The organism is Paractinoplanes globisporus DSM 43857, assembly GCF_000379645.1.
GTDB classification, from domain to species: Bacteria; Actinomycetota; Actinomycetes; order Mycobacteriales; family Micromonosporaceae; genus Actinoplanes; species Actinoplanes globisporus.
This window is the reverse complement of the sequence record NZ_KB903309.1, coordinates 22,212-41,044: the sequence shown is the minus strand read 5'-3', so window position 1 is coordinate 41,044 and position 18,833 is coordinate 22,212. Positions and strand designations below refer to the sequence as shown.

17 protein-coding genes and 1 pseudogene are annotated in these 18,833 nt (G+C 71.5%); 3 read left to right on the top strand and 15 right to left on the bottom strand.

Going from position 1 to position 18,833, the window contains the following annotated elements:
• Positions 1 to 55 precede the first annotated feature (55 nt).
• The 12 genes and pseudogenes from A3CQ_RS0124255 to A3CQ_RS53830 form a co-directional block, all read right to left on the bottom strand.
• A complete protein-coding gene (locus A3CQ_RS0124255) occupies positions 56 to 1,507 on the bottom strand; it encodes an NADH-quinone oxidoreductase subunit N (protein WP_020513554.1) in 1,452 nt (483 codons plus the stop codon).
• Entirely contained in the window at positions 1,504 to 2,979 is a 1,476-nt protein-coding gene (locus A3CQ_RS0124250; RefSeq protein WP_211216674.1) for a complex I subunit 4 family protein, read from the bottom strand. The genes A3CQ_RS0124255 and A3CQ_RS0124250 overlap by 4 nt, the downstream gene beginning before the upstream one ends.
• 14 nt (positions 2,980 to 2,993) lie before the next feature.
• The gene (locus A3CQ_RS0124245; RefSeq protein ID WP_020513552.1) at positions 2,994 to 4,904 is read right to left on the bottom strand and encodes an NADH-quinone oxidoreductase subunit 5 family protein; all 1,911 of its coding nucleotides are present in this window, start codon (positions 4,902 to 4,904) and stop codon (positions 2,994 to 2,996) included.
• On the bottom strand, positions 4,901 to 5,272 hold the full coding sequence (nuoK, locus tag A3CQ_RS0124240; RefSeq protein WP_020513551.1) for an NADH-quinone oxidoreductase subunit NuoK: 372 nt from the start codon (positions 5,270 to 5,272) through the stop codon (positions 4,901 to 4,903). Before nuoK ends, A3CQ_RS0124245 begins: the two co-directional genes overlap by 4 nt.
• A gap of 371 nt (positions 5,273 to 5,643) precedes the next feature.
• A pseudogene (locus tag A3CQ_RS53840) lies at positions 5,644 to 6,168 on the bottom strand (NADH-quinone oxidoreductase subunit J family protein); the annotation flags it as partial.
• Complete coding sequence (locus tag A3CQ_RS53835; RefSeq protein ID WP_040432767.1) at positions 6,165 to 6,755, bottom strand: NuoI/complex I 23 kDa subunit family protein; 591 nt, start codon at positions 6,753 to 6,755, stop codon at positions 6,165 to 6,167. The pseudogene A3CQ_RS53840 and the gene A3CQ_RS53835, both read right to left, overlap by 4 nt.
• 339 nt (positions 6,756 to 7,094) lie before the next feature.
• Positions 7,095 to 8,054 carry a complex I subunit 1/NuoH family protein gene (locus tag A3CQ_RS0124225; protein ID WP_020513548.1) on the bottom strand — a complete coding sequence of 320 codons (960 nt, stop codon included), beginning with the start codon at positions 8,052 to 8,054 and terminating at the stop codon, positions 7,095 to 7,097.
• Entirely contained in the window at positions 8,055 to 8,663 is a 609-nt protein-coding gene (locus A3CQ_RS0124220) for an NADH-quinone oxidoreductase subunit C (protein WP_020513547.1), read from the bottom strand.
• Between the two features lie 28 nt (positions 8,664 to 8,691).
• Positions 8,692 to 9,993, bottom strand: a complete 1,302-nt coding sequence (locus A3CQ_RS0124215; protein ID WP_020513546.1) for a DUF2252 domain-containing protein — start codon at positions 9,991 to 9,993, stop codon at positions 8,692 to 8,694.
• 10 nt (positions 9,994 to 10,003) lie between these two features.
• On the bottom strand, positions 10,004 to 10,552 hold the full coding sequence (locus tag A3CQ_RS0124210; protein WP_026206132.1) for an NADH-quinone oxidoreductase subunit B: 549 nt from the start codon (positions 10,550 to 10,552) through the stop codon (positions 10,004 to 10,006).
• A gap of 9 nt (positions 10,553 to 10,561) precedes the next feature.
• A complete protein-coding gene (locus A3CQ_RS0124205) occupies positions 10,562 to 12,007 on the bottom strand; it encodes a pyridoxal phosphate-dependent decarboxylase family protein (protein WP_020513544.1) in 1,446 nt (481 codons plus the stop codon).
• Between the two features lie 22 nt (positions 12,008 to 12,029).
• Positions 12,030 to 13,358 (bottom strand): MFS transporter, encoded by a 1,329-nt coding sequence (locus tag A3CQ_RS53830; RefSeq protein ID WP_020513543.1) that lies wholly within the window; start codon positions 13,356 to 13,358, stop codon positions 12,030 to 12,032.
• Between the two features lie 49 nt (positions 13,359 to 13,407).
• On the opposite strand from A3CQ_RS53830, the gene A3CQ_RS0124195 reads away from it, so the two are divergent.
• The gene (locus tag A3CQ_RS0124195) at positions 13,408 to 14,799 is read left to right on the top strand and encodes a gamma-glutamyltransferase (RefSeq protein ID WP_020513542.1); all 1,392 of its coding nucleotides are present in this window, start codon (positions 13,408 to 13,410) and stop codon (positions 14,797 to 14,799) included.
• 46 nt (positions 14,800 to 14,845) lie between these two features.
• Here A3CQ_RS0124195 and A3CQ_RS0124190 read toward each other — a convergent pair whose 3' ends face one another.
• The gene (locus tag A3CQ_RS0124190) at positions 14,846 to 15,778 is read right to left on the bottom strand and encodes an NAD-dependent epimerase/dehydratase family protein (protein WP_020513541.1); all 933 of its coding nucleotides are present in this window, start codon (positions 15,776 to 15,778) and stop codon (positions 14,846 to 14,848) included.
• 102 nt (positions 15,779 to 15,880) lie between these two features.
• Between A3CQ_RS0124190 and A3CQ_RS0124185 the strand changes: the two genes are divergently transcribed.
• Positions 15,881 to 16,564 carry a TetR/AcrR family transcriptional regulator gene (locus tag A3CQ_RS0124185; RefSeq protein WP_026206131.1) on the top strand — a complete coding sequence of 228 codons (684 nt, stop codon included), beginning with the start codon at positions 15,881 to 15,883 and terminating at the stop codon, positions 16,562 to 16,564.
• On the opposite strand, the gene A3CQ_RS0124180 is transcribed toward A3CQ_RS0124185, so the two are convergent.
• A complete protein-coding gene (locus A3CQ_RS0124180; RefSeq protein WP_040432779.1) occupies positions 16,551 to 17,360 on the bottom strand; it encodes a class I SAM-dependent methyltransferase in 810 nt (269 codons plus the stop codon). The two genes, A3CQ_RS0124185 and A3CQ_RS0124180, sit on opposite strands and share 14 nt — an antisense overlap.
• Positions 17,360 to 17,662: an MGMT family protein gene (locus A3CQ_RS0124175; protein ID WP_026206130.1), complete on the bottom strand. Its 303-nt coding sequence runs from the start codon at positions 17,660 to 17,662 to the stop codon at positions 17,360 to 17,362. The genes A3CQ_RS0124180 and A3CQ_RS0124175 overlap by 1 nt, the downstream gene beginning before the upstream one ends.
• Before the next feature lie 12 nt (positions 17,663 to 17,674).
• On the opposite strand from A3CQ_RS0124175, the gene proB reads away from it, so the two are divergent.
• Entirely contained in the window at positions 17,675 to 18,832 is a 1,158-nt protein-coding gene (gene proB, locus A3CQ_RS0124170; protein ID WP_051115335.1) for a glutamate 5-kinase, read from the top strand.
• Position 18,833: the final 1 nt, after the last annotated feature.

Sequence of the window (18,833 nt, the reverse complement as noted above, 5' to 3'; positions counted from 1 at the left end):
TCCCACCAGTCGTCTCGCCTCCTCACCGAACAGGAACAGGCCGGTTCCAGACCCATTAGCTGAGGGCGTCGAAGAGCAGCTGAGGCGCAAACCCCAGCACCACCGCCGCGGCGGCAGCGACGATCAGAGCGGCCGCCACCGGCCGTGCGACCGCCAGACGAGGGTGGGTGGCGCCTTCCAGCAGCTCAGGGTCGACCACCTGGATGCCAACCTTAGGTGGCCCCGCGTACAGGTTCGCCGCCGCCCGCACGTAATACGCCAGCCCGATCACCGCGTTCAGCGCCACAACGCCGGCCAGCCAGCCCCAGCCCTCGTCGATCAGGGCGTCCACCACGGTGACCTTGGCGAACAAGCCGGCCAGCCCCGGCGGCAGCCCGGCAAGGCCGGCGAAGGCCAGCACCAGAGCCGCGCCACGCCACGGTGAGCGCCGGCCGGCACCTCGATAGGCGAGCATGTCGCCCCCGTCCGCGGCGACCGGACGCAGGGAGACGACCGCCGCGAAGGCGACGAACTCCAGGATCATGAAGAAGACCGCGTAGACGATCGCCGCCTGCACGCCGGGCCCGCCCAGCGCCAGGGCCGCGAGCACATATCCGGCCTGCGCGATCGACGACCAGGCCAGCAGGCGGACCATGCGGTCCTGGCGGAGCGCGACCAGGTTGCCCACCGTCATCGTGAGCACGGCCAGGGCCGCCGTGATCGCGGCCGCGTCCAGCCGGGACACGATCGCCGCCAACGCCAGCACCCCGCCCAGCTTGGAGGCGGTCGACAGGTACGCCGCGATCGGGAGCGGCGCGCCCTCGTACGTCGGTGGCGCCCAGGCATGCAGCGGCACCGCCGCGACCTTGAACGCGAAGCCGATCACCAGGAGTGCCACGCCGACCTGCGCGACCGACGCCGCCGGACCGTACCCGTCGATCAGGCGGTCGAGGTGGATCGCGCCGGTGGCGGCGTAGTTGAGCGCGGCCCCGAGCAGCGCGATCGCCGTGGAGATGACGCTGATCAGGAAGAAGGTGATCGACGCCGACGCGCCGGCGGTCGAGATCCGTTCCCGGGGCGCGAAGCGGCGCAGGCCGACCAGGACGTAGAGCGGCAATGTCAGCGTCTCCAGCCCGACGATCAGCGAGATCAAATCGCCGGAGTAGCCGATCACCACACCGCCGGTCATCGAGGAGGCCAGCAGGAAGCAGAACTCCCCGGCCGGCGCCGTCCCCAGGCGCAGCGCCGGCACCGAGAGGGCCAGCACCCCCACGGTCAGGCCCGCGAAGAGGACGGCGGTGACCACGGCGATCGGGCTGGGAACCCACGAGCACTCGCCACCGGCGCAGAACGTTGGAGCACGCGAGCCGCCGACCGCGATCGCGCAGACCGCGGTCGCGATCCCGCCGAGCGCGAGCGCCCCCATGGTGACGGCTCGCCGGGCGACCAGCAGATCGGCCAGCAGGACGAGGATCGCGGTGCCCGACGCGGCGTACAGCGGCAGGATCGCCACCTGGTCGATCGTCATCGGATCGCTCCCGTCAGCGCCAGCACCGGCGCGTCGGTGGCCACCAGCACGAGGGCCGGCACCAGCCCGACCGCGAGGGTGAGCGCGACCAGCGGCGACCAGGCGAACCATTCGGCGCCGGCGATCCCGGCCGGAACCGGAGTACCGACCGGGCCGTGCGTCACCTTGCGCAGCAACCGCAGGAAGTACGCCGCGGTGAGCGCCCCGCCGATCGCGGCCAGCACGGCGAGCGTCGTCCACAGCCCGCCGCCCCGCTGCACGGCCGCCACCACCGCGAACGCCTCGCCCCAGAACCCGGCCAGGCCGGGCAGCCCGAGCGAGGCGATCGCGGCGAAGCCGAGGATGCCGGCCAGCCGGGGTGCGGTCTCCCGCAGGCCGCCGAGGTCGGCGAGCTCGCCGGTGTGCGCCCTGTCCTTGATCGCGCCGGCCAGGAAGAACAGCAGGCCGGTGATCAGCCCGTGCGCCACGTTGCCGATCAGCGCGGCCTGCAGGCCGGTCGCGGTGAGCGTGGCGATGCCGAGCAGGACGAAACCCATGTGCCCGACGCTGGAGTAGGCGATCAACCGCTTCAGCTCGGTCTGCCGCAGGCAGATCAGAGCGCCGGCCAGGATCGCGGCGGCGGCGAGTATGCCGAGGACGGGGGCCGCCCAGTGGGCGCCGAGCGGCGCGACGCCGACGCCGACCCGGATGAGGCCGTAGGTGCCCATCTTCAGCAGCACGCCGGCCAGGATCACCGAGCCGACCGTGGGCGCCTGGGTGTGCGCGTCGGGCAGCCAGGTGTGCAGCGGCCACAGCGGCGCCTTGACCGCGAACGCGACGGCGAACAGCGCGAAGGCCGCGTACTGCGTGTTACGGCCGAGACCGTGGCCGCCGGTGAGGGTGATCAGGTTGCCGGTGCCCGCGGTGACGGCGACGGTGATGACGCCCAGCAACAGCAGGACCGAGCCGAACAGCGTGTACAGCACGAACTTGCGGGCCGCCTTGCGCCGCTCCTCGCCACCCCAGCCGGCGATCACCGCGTACATGGGAAGAAGAACGACCTCGAAGAACAGGAAGAACAACACCAGGTCGAGGGCGAGGAAGGTGCCGAGGATGCCGGCTTCCAAGACCAACAGCAGGGCCAGCAGCGTACGCGCCGAGCCGCCCGGAGGGACCTTCCACATCGTGTACGCGCAGCAGAGCAGCGTGAGCAGCCCGGTGAGCGCGACCAGCGGGTAGGAGACGCCGTCGACGCCGAGGTGGAAGTCGAGATGCAGGGCGGGCACCCAGGACACGTCGTAGTCGGCCCACGGACTGAGAGCCGGGCTGAGGGACGCATACGAAGAGCTCGAGTGGTGGGCGAAGGCGAGCACCACGATCGGCACGAGCGTGACCGCGGCGACGGCGGTGGCGAGAATCTTGGCGTGCCGGGCCGGCAGCACGGCCAGCGCACCGGCGCCTGCTGCGGGCAGCGCGACGGTCGCGACGAGCATCACCTGGTAGACGGTCACGAGGCGGCTCCGAACCAGAGGGTCAGCACGAGGGCGCCGCCCAGGACCAGGACCGCGGCCCCGGGCAGGGCGAACCGGTGCGCGGCGGTGAGCAGGCCGCCGAGCCGGGTCGCGGCGACCCCGGTGCCCTCGACGGTGGCGTCGACCACCCGCTCGTCGGTGGCGGTGACCAGGCCGGCGAGCGCGCGAACCGGGCGTACGACCAACGTCTGCTGCACCGCGTCGAGCCGGAATCCGGCGGCCAGGAACGGCCGTGCCGGGCCGAGCGCGACGGCCGGGTCCTCGCCCGGGGCCTCCCGCCACAGCCACCAGGCGGCGCCGGCGCCGAGCGCGAGCAGCACCAGCGGCAGCACGATCGCGGCGCTCAGGTGCGGCTCCTCCAGTTCGAGCGCGCTCCGGAAGCCGGGGGCGTACGCGACGAGGCCGAGCAGCGCGGCCGGCACCGCGAGCAGCATGATCGGCCAGCGCATGGCGGCCGGCGGGTCGTGCGGCGTACGCGGGCGGGTGTAGCGGGCGTCGTCGAAGCCGATCTCCCAGTCGGGGCCGTCCGGGCCGTGCTCGCGGGACACGCCGAAGAACGCGCACAGCAGCAGGCGCGTCGCGTACCAGGCGGTGATCGCGACCGCGAACAGCGCGGACAGCCACACCACCCAGCCCACCCAGACCGGCGCCGGGCCGCCGCCGTCGGTGGCGTGCAGGGCCGCGGTCAGGATGTTCTCCTTCGACCAGAAGCCGGACAGCGGCGGCAGTCCGGCCAGCGCGCCGAGCCCGATCACGAACGACCAGAAGGTGATCGGCATGTGCTCGCGCAGCCCGCCCATCCGGGACAGGTAGTTGGTGCCGACCACGTGGATCACCGCGCCGGCCGCGAGGAACAGCAGCGCCTTGAACGCGGCGTGGGTGAGCAGGTGGAACAGCGCGGCGGCGGGCGAGCCGACGGCCAGCGCGCCGGTCATGTACCCGATCTGGGAGACCGTCGACCAGGCCAGCACGCGTTTCATGTCGTCCTGCGCGGTGGCGCTCAGCGCGCCGAGCAGGATCGTGATCGAGGCGATCACGCCGAGCACCGCGAGAGCGGCCGCGGACTGCTCGTACAGCGGGTACATCCGGAAGACCACGTAGACACCGGCGGCGACCATGGTGGCCGCGTGGATCAGCGCCGAGATCGGGGTGGGGCCGGCCATCGCGTCGGGAAGCCAGGTGTGCAGCGGGAACTGGGCGCTCTTGCCGGCCACCCCGGCCAGCAACAGCAGCAGGGCGGCGGTGAGCGTGGCGGTCGAGTAGTGGTGCGCGAGCGCCACGCTGATCCGGGAGGTGCCGGTCTCGACGATCAGCAGCGCCACGCCGAGCAGGAAGCCGACATCGCCGACCCGGGTGACCAGGAACGCCTTGACCGCGGCGGCGGGGGCCTCGGGCAGCCGCCGGTCGTGGCCGATCAGCAGGTACGAGCAGGCGCCCATCACCTCCCAGCCGACCAGCATGCCGATGAGGTCACCGGACGTGACGACCAGCAGCATCGCGCCGGTGAACAGGCTCACCTGGGCCGCGTACGGCGCGTAACGAGGGTCGTCGTGCAGGTAGGCGACCGAGTAGATCTGCACGAACAGCGCGACCACACAGACGGCGACCGCGATGTAGAGGGCCGCGTCCCCGACCGAGATGCCGAGCGTGACGTCGATGCCGCCGATGGTCACCCAGCGGCGGTTCGCGTCTATCGGCGTACTCGCAAAGATCAACAACGCGAGGGTGACCGCGAGCGAGATCGCCGCGCCGGCTATGCCGAGCGTGGCCGCGGACCGGCGGGGAGCCGGGTCACCCTGGTCGTCCGACGCACGCAGGGTGAGACCACCAAGACCAAGCAGCAGGGGTACGCCCGGAATGAGCGCACCGAGGACTCCGGCGGTCACGCGGTCACCCGCTCGTGGTCATGCTCGTGCAGAGCCACCTCGTCCAGGACGACGGCCCGTCGCAGGCGGTAGTACTGCAGGACGATCGCGAGCCCGACGCCGACCTCGGCCGCGGCCAGCACGATCACGAACAGCGCGAAGATCGCACCGGCCCGCGGCTCGGGCGCCGGATGCGCCCACGCCTCGGGCTGCACGCCGGTCAGCGTCGCTCTGACCGTGGCGTCGGCGGCGACCAGGATCACGTTGACCGCGTTGAGCATGAGCTCGACGGCCATCAGCACGAGGATCGCGTTGCGCCGGCGCAGCACGCCGTAGACGCCGATTCCGAAGAGAGCGGCGGCGACGACGTACGGGATGACGGCGTGCATCACTCCTCCCCCTCGTCCTTCTTGTTCGTCGCCGGCCCGGGGAGTGCTCTGCTGTCGTCGACGACGTAGCTCTCGCCCTCGATCACGTCGTCATAGGCCGGGGCCGTCCCGGTTTCGGGATCCAGCTCGCCGACCCGGGGGCGTGCCTCGTGGGCGCGGAAGATGATCTCGCGAGCGCGTTCCCGGAGCGGGTCGGTCTCCTCGTCGGGCTCGGCCACGACCGTCGCGGCGGCGGCCCGGTTCTCGGCGGCGACCTTGTCGGCGTGCGCCTGGCGGACCCGGTCCTGCGCGGCGGACTGACGTGCGGCGATGCGCTCGAGCCGGGCGACCACCTCGGCGGTCTCGTCCACCGGGCCGTGCGGGGGCTCGACCGGCCGGCCGGCGGCCTCGGGGTCGGGGCGGGCGCCGAGGTCGGGGCGGGACAGCACGATCGCGCCGACCAGGGCGGCCAGCAGCAGGATCGAGAGCACCTCGAACGGCAGCACCCAGGCGCCGAAGATCTGCTCGCCGACCCGCTGGGCGGTGCCGGGCGGCGGCAGGTCGAAGCGCGTCCAGCGGAACGCGTCGGCGAGCAGCGCGGCCAGTCCGAACCCGACACCGGCGCCGATGATCGCGGCGGGCAGGGCCGGGCGGTCCAGGTCGCGCGACGGGCCGATCGGGGCGCGGGTGAGCATCACGGCAAAGAGCAGAAGGACGACGACCGCGCCGACGTAGACGAGCACCTGCACCCAGGCGACCATCTCGGCGCCCATCACCAGGTAGAGGCCGGCGACCGCGCCGAGGCTCACCACCAGGTAGAAGCCGGCGCGGACGAGGTGCGAGCTGGTGACGACCAGGGCGCCGGAACCGACCGCGATCACGCCGAGGGCCAGCATGAGCGCGTCCGCCACGGTCACTGCGGAGGCTCCGGGGGCGCGGTGTCCCGGCGTACGTTGGCTCGGGCTGGTTTTGCCGCTCCCGGACCCGCGGCCTTGCGCGCGGCGGTGGCCTCCTCCTTCGAGGGCTCGCCGAGCACGTCGTGCGCCGGCGGCGGAGGCACCGTGCGCATCCATTCCCCCAGGCGGTTCTTGTCGTGCAGCAGGTCGAGGACGTCGGTCTCGGCGTACTCGAACTCGGGGGTCCAGTGCAGCGCGTCGAACGGGCAGACCTCGATGCAGATCCCGCAGTACATGCAGAGCGAGAAGTCGATGTCGAAACGGTCCAGAACGTTCCGCTGCCGAGCCCGCGCGGCGCCCGGGACGATGACCTCTTCCTTGTGCGAGTCGATGTAGATGCACCAGTCGGGGCACTCGCGAGCGCACAGCATGCAGACCGTGCAGTTCTCCTCGAGCAGCGCGATCACGCCCCGGCTGCGCGGCGGAAGATCGGGCTCGACGTCCGGGTACTGCCGTGTCGTCGACCGCTTGGTCATCGTCTTGAGCGTGACGGCAAGCCCTTGCACCAGCCCCTTGCCAGGCGTGCCCCGCTCCCCGTCGTCACTCACAAACGCATATCCTGCCCCGTCGCCCTATTCGACGCGAGCACACCCCCGCGAGATCTTCCGATAGGTTGCTTCCCGGCCCGCGACTGAGGCGGGTCGCATCGTGCAGGTTCGCTTCTCGGACACGACCGCCTTCGTGCCTGATGTCCTCGTGTTCCGCGTCGACGCTCGGCCGGCGGGTACGACGTTCTTCCTCCCGGCGGATCTGCTGCTGGCGGGTCGACATCGCCGGACCCGCCGTTGTCCACACCTACGATCTCGATGCCGACCTGGGAAGTTACGCCCCGACCGGGACACGCGAGGAGCACCTGATCATCGAGTGCCCCCGGCCGCTCTGATCGGTCACATCGCGAGCTTGACGGCGGCGGTGAGGATCAGCTGGGCCAGGGCGAGGGGGACGAGGACCAGCCAGCACAGGCGTTGGAGTTGGTCTTCGCGGAGGCGGGGATAGGAGACTCGCAGCCAGATGATCACGAAGGACAGGGCGAAGATCTTCACGAGCGTCCACAGCCAGCCCAGCTGGTCGGATAGCGGGCCGTGCCAGCCGCCGAGGAACAACACCGTGGTGAGGGCGGCGATCACGATGATGCCGACGTACTCGGCCAGCAGGAAGAAGGCGAAGCGCAGACCCGTGTACTCCGTCATGTAGCCGAAGACCAGTTCGGAGTCGGCGATCGGCATGTCGAACGGCGGGCGGCGGATCTCGGCGAGGCCGGCGACGAAGAAGATGATCGCGGCCGGGGCCTGCCAGAGCAGCCACCAGGGCTTCCAGGCCTCGACGATGCCGGGGAGGCTCAGCGTGCCGGCGGCCATCGCGACGCTCGCGGCGGCCAGCACCAGCGGGAGCTCGTAGCCGAGCAACTGGGCGCCGCCGCGCAGGCCACCGAGCAGGCTGTACTTGTTGCCGCTCGCCCACGCCGACATCAGCACGGCCAGCACGCCCACGCCGAGGACGGCGAGGACGAAGAACAAACCCACGTCCAAGGGCTGGGCGACCAGGCTTCCGGGTCCGAGCGGAATGACCAACAAGATCAGCAGGTACGGGAAGAGCGCGACGATAGGCGCCAGCCGGAAGACCCCGCGATCGGCGTCCTTCGGGGTGACGTCCTCCTTCTGCACGAACTTGACGCCGTCGGCCACCAGTTGCGCCCAGCCGTGGTAGGCGCCCGCGTACATCGGGCCGAGGCGGCCCTGCATGTGCGCCATGACCTTGTGCTCGGCCTGGCCGACCAGCAGCGGGAGCACGAGGAAGCCGACGACGACCGCCACGACCCGGACGGTCAGATCCAGCCAGAGGGGCATCTACTCGCCCCTCGCGTTCGGGCCCCACTCGGCCGGGTCGGGCACGCCGGGCGGCCGCATCGGGGCGCGCTTGGCGGTGGCGTGCTCCGACTCGCCCGGCTCCTTGGCGCCCGGCCAGGCCTTGGCGACCCGGGAGGCGAGCACGAACTCCTTGCGCAGCGGGTGACCCTCGAAGCCGGGCGGCAGCAGCAGCGGCTTCAGATCGGGGTGGCGGGCGAACATGATGCCGAACATCTCGAACGTCTCCCGCTCGTGCCAGGTGGCGCCCGGGAACAGCTCCACGACGGACTCGACGGTCGGTTCCTCGCGGGGCACGCGGGTGCGGATCAGCAGCGAGTGCTTGCGGCGGGTCGAGTACAGGTGGCAGAGCACGGAGAAGCCCTCGTCGAGCTCGTCGACGGCGGACAGCCAGTCGAAGTAGTCGCAGCCGAGGGCGCCGTTGTGTTTCGCCGTGCCGACCGCCTCCCACCAGCGGGCGACCGGCACGTCGACGACGGCACGCTCGTGGCCGGGGCCGCCGCCGGTGACGCCGGCGACGGCCTGTGGCGCGTCCTCGGTCTCGCTCGCCAGGAGGGCCACCATGCGCTCGCCGACCTCTTCGGGAGTCATGGCAGCCATCCTATGGTCACGATCGGGTTTACAGGCCGGGGAGCCTGCCGTTGCGGAAGAGGTCGACGAAGTCCTGGTGGTCCTCGCGGGCCTGATCGCCGTAGCGGTGGGCGAAGTCGACCAGGTGCCGCACGAAGCCGGCCTCGTCCTTGTCGACGGCGGCGACGATGGACTCCTCGGTGGAGAAGTCGACCAGGTCGTGGCTGGACTCGTCGTCGGCGACCGAGTGCATGCGGGCGACCGCGCGGCCCAGGTCGGTGATGACGCCGTTGAGCTCGTCGGGCTCGTTGACGTCGGACCAGTCGAGGTCGGCCGCGTACGGCGAGACCTCGGCGACCAGCTGGCCGACCCCGTTGAGCGCGGTGTAGCCCAGCCAGGGGTCGGCGTGCGCCTGCAGGGCCCGCTGCGACTCGGCGGTGCGATGACCCTGGTGCAGGAAGTACGACTTCACGCGCTCGTCGTCGATCCAGCGCGCCACGGCCGGCACCTGCGCCTGCTTCATGTAGATGATCACGTCGTTCTCGAGCGCCTGGGTGTGCCCCTCGAGCAGCAGGTTGTACGACGGCAGGCCGGCCGAACCGATGCCGACGCCCTTGCGCAGCTTGATGTCCTTGATGTTGGTGGCGATCGGCCGGGTCGCCTCGGGCAGCGTCCCCAGGTATTGCTCGAAGGCCTTCGTCACGGTGGCCTGGGTCGCCTCGTCGACCTCGTAGACGCCGTCGAACAGCGAGAAGCGGCGCTCGTAGTCATCGATCGTGGTCTGCCCGGCGAGCAGGTCGACCCGGGTGTTGAGCCGGGCCTCCTGCAGCACGTGGCGCAGCACGCCGTCCGCGTTCTCGAGCGTGATCGACCCGATCGCGTCGTCGCCGCCGGCCGCGATGGCGCGCAGCTCGGTCAGGTAGGACCGGGCGAACGCCGTGACCAGCACGGAGATGTTGTCGTCGGAGAGCGCCTTCTGGTAGCCGATCAGCGCGACGCTGGCCGCGAACCGCTTCAGATCCCAGGAGAACGGACCGACGTACGCCTCATCGAAGTCATTGACGTTGAAGACCAGCACGCCCGACGAGTTCATGTACGTCCCGAAGTTCTCCGCGTGCAGGTCGCCGTGGATCCACACCCGGCTGGTGCGCTCGTCGAGAAAGCTGTCGTCCCGGTACGCGCCGACCTGGTCGGCGTAGAACAATGAGGCGCTGCCCCGGTAGAACGCGAACGGCGACGCCGCCATCTTCCGGAACTTCCGCCGGAAGGCGGCCGGGTCGAGCGCCATGAGCTCGCCGAATTCCCTGGTCAGAACGTCGATGATGAAGTCGGCGCGAGGCTGTTCACTCATATGGCGGAGATTAGCCGCCCGTGACCACCGGCGGGGTGACCATCGGGGCAGTCAGAGAGGAAGCATCCCGAAGGGGGTCGGGGCGGCTGACCCCGCCGGGGCCCGACTGCTCGGCGGCGATCTTTTCCTGCAGGCGGAGGATGCCGTGCAGCAGCGCCTCGGGGCGGGGCGGGCAGCCGGGCACGTAGACGTCGACCGGGATGAGCTGGTCGACGCCCTTGGTGACCGAGTAGGAGTCCCAGTACGGCCCGCCGCAGTTCGAGCAGGAACCGAAGGAGATCACGTATTTCGGCTCGGGCATCTGGTCGTACAGCCGCTTGATGGCCGGAGCCATCTTGTCGGTGACCGTGCCCGACACGACCATCAGGTCGGCCTGCCGCGGACCGTGCGCGAACGGGATCACCCCGAGCCGCATGAAGTCGTGCCGGCTCATGCTCGACGCGATGAACTCGATCGCGCAGCACGCCAGCCCGAAGTTGAAAACCCAGAGCGAATAGCGCCTCCCCCAGTTCAGCACGAACCGGATGGGCTCCCCGAGCACTCCTGGCAGACCGGACACGACGTCAACCTACTCCGCCGCCGGCGCGGGCCGCTGCAGCAGGCTGAGGAACCCGGTCAGCAACGCCTCGCGCAGGGCGGGCGGCACGGCGTTCAGCAGCGAGTTGACCTCGGCCATCCGGGTGAAGTCGCCCCCGCCGAGTCCGAGCCCCTCGGCCAGCCCGGCGACGAGGGCGGGCGTGACCATCTCGGGAGTGAGCCCGCCGGCCGCCGCGAGGAGGGCCTCAGGGAGGAGAACAGGTCCGCGGGCGCGGGTCTCGGCCACCGCGTCGGCGAGATCGGCCGCGAAATCGGCGGCGGTCGCGCTCACCGCGGCCGTCACGGTGAGGTGGATGGTCGCCGGGATCTCCCCGTACGTCATCTGCGGCTGGGTGTGCCAGCCGCGAGCGGCGAGCTCGTCGGCGAGCACGAAGAGGTCGACCCCATCGGAAGCCGCCAGGCAGACGACGCTTGTCTCGGGCGGGGCGAACAGCCGCACGCCGTCGGTGGCCGTGACCGCCGCGGCGAGGACGGCGACCGCCTCCCGCGTGCGCGAAGCCAGCTCGAGATAGCCGGCGTCGCCGATGGACCGCAGGGTGGCGACGGCCGCGGCGATCGGGCCGCCGGAACGGGTGGAGGAGATGATCGGGTTGATCATCGTGTAGCCGGGCCAGCCGGCGTAGGCGAAGTACTGCGGGAGGCGCAGCGTCTCGTCGCGGTGCAGCAGGATCGAGACGCCCTTCGGCGCGTACGCGTATTTGTGCAGGTCGACCGAGATGCTGGTGACGCCGGGCACGGCCAGGTCGAACTCGGGCAGGTCGGCGCCGAGCCGCTTCAGGTAGGGCAGAACCCAGCCGCCGAAGCAGGCGTCCACGTGGAAGCGCACTCCACGTTCGGCCGCGGCCGCGGCAAGCGAAGGGATCGGGTCGACCACGCCGTGCGCGTACGACGGAGCCGAGGCCGCCACAAGCACGGTGTCGGGCGTGATCGCGGCGGCCATGGCGGCCGGGTCGGCCCGGAGGTCGTCGCCGACCGGCACCACGTCGAGCGCGACGCGCAGATAGTGCGCGGCCTTGGCGAACGCGGCGTGCCCGGTCGACGGGATCACCAGGCGCGGAGCGGTCAGCTCGGGGCGGCTGTCGCGGGCCGCCTTGACCGCGAGGATCAGCGACTCGGTGCCGCCGCTCGTGACGCTGCCGACCGCCTCGGTGCCGCCGTTCAGGAGCCTCGCCGCGGCACCGACCAGGGCGTTCTCCATCGCCAGCAGGGACGGGAACGCGGTCGGGTCGAGACCGTTGACGTGGGCGGAGATCGCATGCGCCGCGCCGGCCAGGTCGTCGAGCCCGCCGAGCGCGGGATCATAGACATAGGCGAACAACCGTCCGCCATGTGTGGGCAGATCGGCCCGGCGGAGCTCACGAAGCTCCTCGAGGATCTGCTCGCCGGAAACACCCTTGCTCGGCAGCGCTTCGACCATGGGCTGACGCTATCCGAACAGGTCAGCGAGAGATGTCACGGTAGGCGCGGAGCAGCAGCACAGCGCCGCCGACCAAAGCGGCCGGCACCAGGGTGAAACCGAGCAGCACGCCCAGCCGAGCCGTGTCGTCCTGGGGCGCTGCCTCCCCGGTGGAGGACGAGACGTACCCGAAAACCTGGAGAACCAATGCGTAGATGCCGGGCCCGAGGGCCAGACCGAGGGTCTCCCCCGCCGTCCACACCCCCGTGAAGACGCCGGCTTGGCGGCGGCCGGTCCGCTCGGTGTCGTACGCGATGCAGTCCGGCAGCATCGCCATCGCGAAGACCTGCTGGCCGGCGTACCCGCAGCCGATGAGCGCGACGATCAGATAGATCGGGGCCGCGGGCAGGGCCGGCGCGGCGAGCAGGGCCAGCGCGCCGACGGCGAAGAGCAGCGAGGCCGCGATGAGCGACGCCGGCTTGCCGAAGCGGGCGCCCACCCGGGACCAGAGCGGCATGACCAGCAGGGCAGGGCCGACGAAGGCGGCGAAGAGGAACGTCGCCCCCGAGTCGGCGCCGATCACGTGATCGGCGAAGTACTGGACTCCGGCGAGCATCGTGCCGATGCCGACGGCCTGGATCACCCAGCACAGCAGGAGGGCACGGAATGGACGGTTGGCCACGACCACCCGCAGCTGGGCGCGCAGATCGGGCTCGGACTCGCCGGCGGCATGGATTTTTGCCTTCCGGGTACCGAAATAGACGCCGAGTGTGCCCACCACGATGAGCGCCCCGACGAAGACACCGGACCACCGGTGACCGGGAATGCCGCCGCCGGTCTGGTCGACCACCAGCGGGGCGAGCGCGCCGGAGATCAGGATGGCCAGCGCGAGCACGGCCACCCGCCAGGTCATCAGCCGCGTGCGCTCGTCGTACCCGTCGGTGAGCTCGGCCGGCATCGCGACGTAGGGGACCTGGAAGAAGGCGTACGCGGTGGCCGCGGTGAGAAAGGCGATCGCCACGTACGCGCCGGCGCCCGCGCCGCTGCGGATCGGGCCCGCGAAGATGGCGGCGAAGAGGACGCCCAGCGTGAGGCCGGCGCCGAGCAGGAACGGGCGGCGGTCGCCACGGCGGTCGGAGATCCGGCCGGCGAGGGGATTGACCAGGACGTCCCACGCCTTCGGCAGCAGGACCAGCAGCCCGGCCATACCCGCCGCAATACCCAAGGTGTCCGTCAGATACGGCAAGAGCAGCAAGCCGGGCACGGTGCCGAACGCGCCCGTGACCAGCGAACCCAGCGAGTAACCGGCAAGGACCCGGCGCGGCAACACGCCGGTCGGCCGTACATCCGGAGAGGGACCGGCGGTCGTCATGGACGCGCATGCTAACCACGATCAAGCCCCTACGCCTACGCTTCGCCGCATGAAACGCGTTGCGGCGGGGGTCGCCGCCAGCCATCCGGCGACGGCACGGGCCGGCCTGCAGGTGCTGCGGGAGGGCGGCACGGCGGCGGATGCCGCGGTGGCGGCGGCTCTCGCGTGCTGTGTCGCCGAGACGATCTTCACGGGGCTGGGTGGCGGCGGGTTCGCCACATACTTCGAGGCGGCCACCGGCGAGGTCACCTGTCTCGACTTCTTCGTGGCGGTGCCGGGCACGGACGGCGACCGCGAGGCCGGGCCGATGATCTCGGTGGACGTCTTCTTCGGCGGGCTGCCGCAGGTCTACTCGATCGGCGGGGCGAGCGTCGCGGTGCCCGGGGTGCCGGCCGGCTGCGGCGAGGTGCACCGGCGCTGGGGACGGCTGCCGTGGGCCGAGGTGGTGGCGCCGGCGGCGGCGATGGCCAAGACCGGGGTGCCGATCCCCGACGCGCACGCCCGCACGCTCGACTCCTGCGCGCCGGCGCTGGCCTGGGGCGACGGCGCGGCGGTCTACACCCCGCGCGGGCGTCAGCTGAGCGGGGGCGACGTGCTGTTCCACCCCGGGCTGGCGACCGCGCTGGACGCGCTGGCCGTGGTCGGGCCGTCGATCTTCTACACGGGTGACTTCGCCTCGATCCTGGTCGACACGGTACGGGCCGCGGGCGGCGCGCTCGGGCCGCGCGACCTGGCCGACTACCGGGTGCTGGAGACGCCGGTCGACCGGGCGAAGCTGGGCGGGTACGAGGTGCGGGCCCGGCACGACCTGAACCGCGTGGTCGACACGATCGCCGGCCTGCCCGCCGACCTGTCCCGGCCGCGCCGGGCGCCCGGGGTGGCGGCCGCGCTGCGCGACCAGGGGCGGCAGAAGATCGGGGACACCACGAACGTGTCGGTGGTCGACTCCGAGGGCAACGCCTGCGTGATCACGACGACACTCGGGCTCGGGTCGGGCGTCTGGCTGCCCGGGCTGGGCATCAACCTCAACTCGATGCTGGGCGAGGGCGAACTGATCACCGACGACCTGGCCCCCGGCCGGCGGATGTCGTCGAACATGTGCCCGCTCGTGGTCATCGACGGCGAGGGACGACTGGCCGTGGCGGCCGGCTCGGCGGGGGCCTCACGGATCCGCACGGCGCTGATCGACACGCTGCTCGGGGTGCTGGTCGACGAGGTCGACATGGCCACCGCGATCGCGCGTCCGCGCTTCCACGTCGTGGACGAGACGGTTCACGTCGAGGCCGGCTACCCGCGGGACGAGCTCGCCCTGCTGGCCGCGGCCGGTTACCACATCAAGCAATGGCCCGCGCTCAACCACTACTTCGGCGGCGCCAACGCGGTCGGTCAGGCCGGCGCCGCCGGCGACCCCCGGCGCGCGGGGGTCGGCCTCCTGCTCTGACGACAAGCGGCCGGCCCCGTGAAAGGGCCGGCCGAGCGGTTCTGGGTCAGTTCATGCGGCGGGCGAGAGTGGCGTTCGCCGAGGTGGCGATCTCGCGCAGAGGCACGTCGAGGTCGGTGGGCTTCAGGCCGAAGGTGTCCTCGGTCAGCCGGCTGTCGAGGTGGAACGGCGCGTAGAACTGGTAGTCCATCTCGGCCAGCTCGCGGGCCATCGGGACGACCAGGCCGGCGGTGCGCATCACGAAGCGGGGCAGGCCGCGGAGCTTCAGGCGAGGCTGGCCGGTCAGATCGGTGTAGCGGTCGGCCAGGTCGCGGATGGTGACGGCGGGCAGGGTCGGGGCGTGCCAGGCCTGGCCGTAGGCGCGCTCGTCCCGGGCCAGCGTGACCATCGTGCGAGCCATGTCGCCGGTGTAGGTGAAGCTGTGCGGCAGGTCGGGGTTGCCGGGGGCCCACGCCGTGCGGCCCTTGGCCATCGCGGGGAGCAGCACCGACGAGAAGACGCCGACGGCGCCCGCGCCGAGGTAGTCCGAGCCGCGGACCTCGACGGTGGGCACGCCGCTGTCGAGGGCGTCGCGCCACATCTTGATGCGGACCTTGCCCTTGCGGCCCACGGCGGCCAGCGGCGTGTTCTCGTCCATGTGGCCGCCGGGCTGGGGACCGTAGCCGTACAGGTTTCCGGTGATGACGTAGACGGCGCCGGCCGCCTTGGCCGCGGCGATCATCGCGTCGTTCATCGGATACCAGAGCTTCTCCCACTCCGTGTACTTCGGGTTCGCGCAGTTGTAGACGGCCGCGGCGCCCTCGGCCAGGGCGGTGAGGCGGTGGGCCTCGGAGGCGTCGGCCGCGACCAGCTTGATCTGCGGGTGAGCCGGACCGCGGCCGCTGCGGGTGACCATCGTGACCGATTCGCCCCGGTCGGCGAGGAGGCCGGCGATGGCGCTGCCGATCGGGCCGGAGCCGATGATGACGTTGTTCGACATTGCTGTTCTCCTTCGCGAGCACTGCTCTCTGTTGAGAACAACGATTACACGATCTCGTGACGAATGCAAGAGCAGTGCTCTCGTTGTGGCACACTGGTCCGTATGAGCGCCTCAGGAGTACGCGCCCGGGTGCGGGCCGAGATGACCGAAGAGATCAAGGCGGTGGCCCGGCGGCACCTCGCCAGCGACGGGGCCAACCTGTCGCTGCGGGCGGTCGCGCGGGACATGGGCATGGCCTCGTCCGCCGTCTACCGCTACTTCGCGAGCCGCGACGAGCTGCTCACCGCGCTGATCATCGAGGCGTACGACTCGGTGGGTGAGGCGGCGGAGCGCGCGGACGCCGCGGCCGCCGGCGCCGACTTCACCGATCGGCTGGTGACCGTCGGCCTCGCCGTGCGCGATTGGGCCCTGGCCGAACCGCACCAGTGGGCCCTGATCTACGGAAGTCCGGTCCCCGGCTATCAGGCGCCGCAGGACACGATCATGCCGGCCACGCGCGTGATCTTCCTGATCGCCGGGATCGTGCGCGACGCCTATGCGGCCGGCCGGATCGCCGAGCGACCCGAGATCACCGGCCGGTACGCCGAGGAGCTCGCGGCCGTCGCCGAGCAGTTCGGCCCGGACATCCCGCCCCGGCTGGTCGGCGCCGCGATGGCCGCGTTCATCCAGCTCTGCGGCGCGGTCAGCGCCGAGCTGTTCGGCCAGCTCAACAACTCGGTCGACGAGGACCGCCGGGGCTTCCTCGAGTTTCAGATCCGCGGCGCCGCGGCCTTCATCGGCCTGTGACCGCCCGCAGCAGGTGACCGCCGGGCGTGTCCGGCGGCACGTCATGCCGGTTGAAGAAGCGCGCCGCCAGCTGGGCCGGACCGAGATCCTCGATCTCGCCGAAACCGAGCCCGGCCAGGTACGACGCGATCTCGGCCGGCTCGAAGTAGGTCAGCCACGGCTCGCCGATCCGCGCCACCCGGGCCGCCCGCGCCTCCAGCGCCGCCCGCCGGTCGGCCGGCATCTTCTCCGGCGACTGGGCGTAGTCGAAGACGACCTCGTTCCCCGGGATCTTGGAGATGTACGAGATGGTGGCGTCGAAGCCGGCGCGGGTCAGATAGGGGACCACGCCGAGCCAGACGAAGAAGGCCGGCCCGGTCAGCGGCAGCCGCTCGGCCAGCGACGACGCCTCGAAGTCGACACCGACGTAGGACACGGTCGGGGGAACCTCGATCCCGGTCTCCGCGAGCCGCTCCCGTTTCCAGGCCTGGGTCGCCGGGTGATCCACCTCGATGACGCGCACACCCTCGAAGTCGTTCCGGTAGGCGAACGTGTCCAGCCCCGCGCCCAGCACCACGACCTGCCGCACTCCCCGGACCACGGCCGCGGCGAGCGCATCCTCGGCGAACCGGTGCCGGGCGGCGATGAACGCGCGCATGGCCCGGCGCGGCGCGTCCGCGAGCAACTCCGACTCGGGGACGCCCAGAATGCGTACGGCAAACGGGTCTTGGAAAATGACCCCGCGCTCGAGCACCTGGTGGGCCGCCCGATAGCGGGCCGCGCTGAAGGCCGTGCGGCTCGGCTGACCGATCTCCATCACGGCGTCCATGCTGCTCTGGTCATGTCCACATGATCACCCTTCAGGGGGACGCCCTCGCTCAGCAAGCGCTGCCGGGCCTCCTGCTCGTGCCCGGGCGGCGTCCGCCCGGAGCTGTTGACCACCCGATGCCACGGCACGCCGCCACCGTGCCGCGCCATGATCGAGCCGACCTGCCGGGCCGAGTTGCGCCCGGAGATCTCGGCGAGCGCGTCGGCGATCGCCCCGTACGACATGACCTTGCCCTCGGGGATGCGCTCGACGAGCGAGAGCACCTCCTCGACGTACTCCTGAGGTGTCACCCGGGCCACGATATGGGATCTCGGGCGGGGCCGGGGCGCACACCCGAGGAGAATGGCCGGGTGCGCGAAGTGGTGACCGGTGCTCGCCGCGTCGTGGTCAAGGTGGGTTCGTCCTCGCTGACCACGGCGGCCGGCGGCATCGACGAGCAGCGCGTCGACGCCCTCGTCGACGTGCTCGGCGGCCTGGCCACGAGCGGGCGCGAGGTGGTGCTGGTCTCGAGCGGCGCGATCGCCGCCGGTCTCGCGCCACTGCGGCTGCGCCGCCGGCCACGAGATCTGGCCACCCAGCAGGCGGCGGCCTCGGTGGGTCAGGGCCTTCTCATCGGGCGGTACGCGGCGGGTTTCGCGCGCCACGGACTCACGGTGGGCCAGGTGCTGCTCACGGTCGACGACGTGACCCGCCGGGCGCATTACCGCAACGCTTACCGGACGCTGCGGAAACTCCTCGATCTCGGCGCGCTGCCGATCGTCAACGAGAACGACACGGTCGCCACCGAGGAGATCCGCTTCGGCGACAACGACCGGCTCGCCGCGCTGGTGGCCGCCCTGGTCGACGCCGAACTGCTGGTGCTGCTCTCCGATGTGGACGGGCTGTACACGGGAAGCCCCTCCGATCCGGCGTCGCAACGGATCTCCACCGTTGCCCGGCACGAGGATTTGTCCGGAATTAGCATTTCCAGGCCAGGCAAGTCGGGCGTGGGCACCGGAGGGATGGTCACCAAGGTCGAGGCGGCCCAGATAGCGACGGGCTTCGGCATCCCGGTGGTGCTCACGAGCGCGCCACTGGCCGGTTCCGCGCTGGCCGGCGACGAGGTCGGCACGCTGTTCCGGGCGGCGGAAAAGCGGCCGGCCGCCCGCCTCTTCTGGCTCGCGCACGCGACCGCCCCGCGCGGCCGGCTGCACCTCGACCCGGGCGCGGTCACCGCCGTGGTGGCCCGGCGCAAGTCGCTGCTGCCGGCCGGCATCACCGCGGTGGACGGCTCGTTCGCGGCCGGCGATCCGGTCGACCTGGTCGACAGCGAGGGCGCGCCGGTGGCCCGCGGCCTGGTCAACTACGACGCCGTCGAGCTGCCCGCGCTGCTCGGACGGTCGACCCCCGAGTTGGCCGCGGCACTGGGCCCAGGATATGAACGAGAGGTCGTCCACCGGGACGACTTGGTTCTTCTCTAAG

Excerpts from the sequence above, each read along its gene's own strand:
- A3CQ_RS0124255 (WP_020513554.1), bottom strand. The coding sequence starts at position 1,507 with ATGACGATCGACCAGGTGGCGATCCTGCCGCTGTACGCCGCGTCGGGC.
- A3CQ_RS0124250 (WP_211216674.1), bottom strand. The coding sequence starts at position 2,979 with ATGCTCGTCGCGACCGTCGCGCTGCCCGCAGCAGGCGCCGGTGCGCTG.
- nuoK (WP_020513551.1), bottom strand. The coding sequence starts at position 5,272 with ATGCACGCCGTCATCCCGTACGTCGTCGCCGCCGCTCTCTTCGGAATC.
- A3CQ_RS0124225 (WP_020513548.1), bottom strand. The coding sequence starts at position 8,054 with ATGCCCCTCTGGCTGGATCTGACCGTCCGGGTCGTGGCGGTCGTCGTC.
- A3CQ_RS0124220 (WP_020513547.1), bottom strand. The coding sequence starts at position 8,663 with ATGACTCCCGAAGAGGTCGGCGAGCGCATGGTGGCCCTCCTGGCGAGC.
- A3CQ_RS0124215 (WP_020513546.1), bottom strand. The coding sequence starts at position 9,993 with ATGAGTGAACAGCCTCGCGCCGACTTCATCATCGACGTTCTGACCAGG.
- A3CQ_RS0124205 (WP_020513544.1), bottom strand. The coding sequence starts at position 12,007 with ATGGTCGAAGCGCTGCCGAGCAAGGGTGTTTCCGGCGAGCAGATCCTC.
- A3CQ_RS53830 (WP_020513543.1), bottom strand. The coding sequence starts at position 13,358 with ATGACGACCGCCGGTCCCTCTCCGGATGTACGGCCGACCGGCGTGTTG.
- A3CQ_RS0124195 (WP_020513542.1), top strand. The coding sequence starts at position 13,408 with ATGAAACGCGTTGCGGCGGGGGTCGCCGCCAGCCATCCGGCGACGGCA.
- A3CQ_RS0124190 (WP_020513541.1), bottom strand. The coding sequence starts at position 15,778 with ATGTCGAACAACGTCATCATCGGCTCCGGCCCGATCGGCAGCGCCATC.
- A3CQ_RS0124185 (WP_026206131.1), top strand. The coding sequence starts at position 15,881 with ATGAGCGCCTCAGGAGTACGCGCCCGGGTGCGGGCCGAGATGACCGAA.
- A3CQ_RS0124180 (WP_040432779.1), bottom strand. The coding sequence starts at position 17,360 with ATGGAGATCGGTCAGCCGAGCCGCACGGCCTTCAGCGCGGCCCGCTAT.
- proB (WP_051115335.1), top strand. The coding sequence starts at position 17,675 with ATGGGATCTCGGGCGGGGCCGGGGCGCACACCCGAGGAGAATGGCCGG.